This window comes from Weissella sp. DD23, from assembly GCF_001579105.1.
Lineage (GTDB): Bacteria > Bacillota > Bacilli > Lactobacillales > Lactobacillaceae > Weissella > Weissella cibaria.
This window is the reverse complement of the sequence record NZ_KQ970390.1, coordinates 166,954-169,913: the sequence shown is the minus strand read 5'-3', so window position 1 is coordinate 169,913 and position 2,960 is coordinate 166,954. Positions and strand designations below refer to the sequence as shown.

3 protein-coding genes are annotated in these 2,960 nt (G+C 47.0%); all 3 read right to left on the bottom strand.

The features are described from left to right. On the bottom strand, positions 1-160 hold a 160-nt coding region (locus tag WEIDD23_RS00790; RefSeq protein WP_156469532.1), incomplete at its 3' end, for a glycosyltransferase. Positions 161-168: 8 nt separating this feature from the next. After that, positions 169-1,068, bottom strand: coding sequence for a glycosyltransferase family 2 protein (locus WEIDD23_RS00785; protein ID WP_010371929.1), 900 nt, complete (start codon positions 1,066-1,068; stop codon positions 169-171). Between the two features lie 95 nt (positions 1,069-1,163). Next, a partial coding sequence (locus tag WEIDD23_RS00780; protein ID WP_207644197.1) for a hypothetical protein occupies positions 1,164-2,960 on the bottom strand: 1,797 nt, incomplete at its 5' end.

The window sequence follows — 2,960 nt, the reverse complement described above, 5'->3', positions numbered from 1 at the left end:
CGCCCAATGATTCTAAGTAATCTTGTGTATCTTGCTCAGATTTATTATCAATCACAATTAAGTGTGACAATTTTGGCTCAACGGCTTGCAAAGCGGCAATTGCCTCTTTTAACATTGGCAAGCGGTTGTAGGTCACAATCACTGCGCTTACTTTTGCCATAATATCTCTTATCCCTTCGCCTTGTTCTTAGCAAATTCTACCTTTGGCTTGAAGAACCAACCGGTCGTGACACCCTTAAGGACCATCTTCAAGCGGAGCATCTTCTTTGGTTGTCCGTTAAAGAAAATCATTGCTGCTTCATAGGCAATGCGAATGTGTGCACGCAAGAAGCGGACAAAACCACGATTGCGACTGAAGTACATCCGGTTACGGAAGGCGTAGAAGTAACGTGGTACACGATCAATTGAATCAAGCGATACATTTGACTCCACGTTTTGCGCCATCTTGTGAATAACACGTGATGTTGGCACCATGTAGCCTGGGTAAACACGCGCAGCACGCTCCGTATACTCAATATCATCACCCCAGATGAAGAATTCCTTCACTGGTAGGCCAATCTTATCCACGACTTCACGACTAAACATCACTGAAACGAACGTCGCATTACGCAACTGTTCCATTTCAGTCGCATCCAACGGAATCTTCTTAAAGCGGTCAATTGGGAATGGCAAGTTCATCTTGGCGCGTGAATTATCTGTCCAACGGACATCTGAAGACAAGAAGCCAAACTTGTTGTCAACCTTAGAGGCACTGCCAACAAGTTCTGTCAAAGCCGTTGGCGTTGGGACCGTATCATCGTCCATCAACCAAACGTAATCATCGACAGTTTCTTCCATGAAGTAACGAATACCCTTGTTAAAGCCACCCGCACCACCAATATTTTCTTCCAAACGCACATAACGGATTTGATCACCCAAACTCGTCAAGTACTCCTGGGTATCAGCATTACTCTTGTTATCCACAACAATAATGTTGTCCACCGGCGTTTCTGAGGCTTGCAAAGCTGCAATAACTTCCTTCAACATTGGCAGACGGTTGTACGTAACGACGACAGCGCTAACAGTCATATCAATCAGTCTCCAAACTAAAATTCATTCAATATCTTTTCATTGTATAAAAACACTCCTTTCAGTTTACCACATCCAGGAGTGTTTCATATATCTTATTCTTTCTCTTTATAAAATCTACGTAATTGGGCAACGACCGCACCAAAGGCTAAGAGGCCCCAGCTAATCGCGGCTACATACTGTGTGGTTGGCAACCAACCTGGCGTCTGATAACCCAGGATCAACGTGTTGCGACCAGCCTGCTGTTTAACAACGGGAGCCCCGATTCGACTCAGCTTAACATTATCTAGCATTTGACCATTTAATGATAGCGTCGTCTCCGCATACTTCACAACTGGTAAAGTAACGGTTGTCGCCCGCTTAGCTTGCCAAGTCAGGTGCAATTGGCCATCAACAACCGTGCGTTTCATTTTCGGCAAGCGATTTCCCACAATATCACGCAAATATGCTTGATCTAACCCATTCTTCGTATACCAATCTTTGCCAGTCAATGATGTTGCCGTTTTCTTTGAAATCGGTAAATAATCTGGGTAGTTTTGCGTGCCGTCTAACATCAAACGACTTAAGTCCGTGCGTCGCTCGTCGGCCACTAGTTGTTTTAGCGTCAACTTCGGCCTGGTGTACGCCGTTAAACCGACCACTGTTTTCAGATCCGACTGTGTCGCCATCTTATCAGTCATCGGCGTGAACAACATCCCCATCGCTAAGACGCCCGTCGCCAGTGTCGCCACCTGCATCCCTGAAGACGCCGCAATTGGCTGCTGTTGCAACCACAATAACAAGCCGAACACAATCAAAATCAAGCCCGGAATACCAAAACGAAGCGCAAATTGGAAAGTCGACAACCAGTTATCAGCATCTTTCATAATCATGCGCCATGGTAGTAATTGTGAGCCGGCTACAACAAGTAACACGCCACCCAGCAACGTCCACTGGGTCGTGAAATCCAATCGTGGTTGGCACTGGTTACGCAAAACCAAGGCGGCAACTGCAACGACAATCAAAACCATCGCAATTAACGATAGATTGTGACTCCCATCCCAAGTGAAGCCCAGCGTATCGGCCGGTATATCACCACGCAATTCAATAAACGGTCGCAACAAGCGGTTACTCATGTTCACATGCAAAAATGGCATCCAAACATTGACTGACAGCAGCAATGCCAAACCTGCCGCCAATAGCCCATTCAAGACCATGAACACTGGTCGCTTCGCCCGAAAGACCGCTGGCACTGCGAACCACACCAATACCAGGAGCATAAACAAAGTTGAGAGCATGTGCACTTGAATGCCCAATGCCATCACAGCGCCCATCTGCCATGGGTTAATCGGCCGATCCGGTTGCTGGAGCATCCGAATACCAATCCCTACAGCTAGCGCGATAAACATGGCGCCAACGCTCATAAAGGCTTGATTGGCAAACCAACTTAGGCCCGGTAAAGAGCCAACCATAATCATTGATCCAGCCACGCTATACAGGCGGCGTACGTGGGCCCAACGCAACGCCAGGTAACCAGCCAACAGGCCGCCAAATGCAATGATGAAATTAGACCAAAATTGCCAACGGACCCAACTACCTGCTAGCAATAGCAGTAGTCCATTTAGATAAGCGAACCACGGCCCGTAGACCGCATTTACAATCCGTCCTGATTGATTAAAGCCAAACAACGACACAAAGTAATTGAATTGGCCCGTTTTCAGTTGCATCGCCGCATCGTAGAACCGATGTAAGTGGAAAAACGCGTCCACGCCCAACACCATCCGGTTCTGATTTAAAATCGGCAATGCGAATAATAATGCAATAACGACAAAACCAAGCACTGCTTGGCCATCGCGATAAGCGCCAGTTTGTCGATATTGCGCAAACCTTCTTCTCATCGCTCTCTCCCTACT

Coding starts and splice junctions, on each gene's coding strand:
- WEIDD23_RS00785 (WP_010371929.1), bottom strand. CDS start 1,068: ATGACTGTTAGCGCTGTCGTCGTTACGTACAACCGTCTGCCAATGTTG.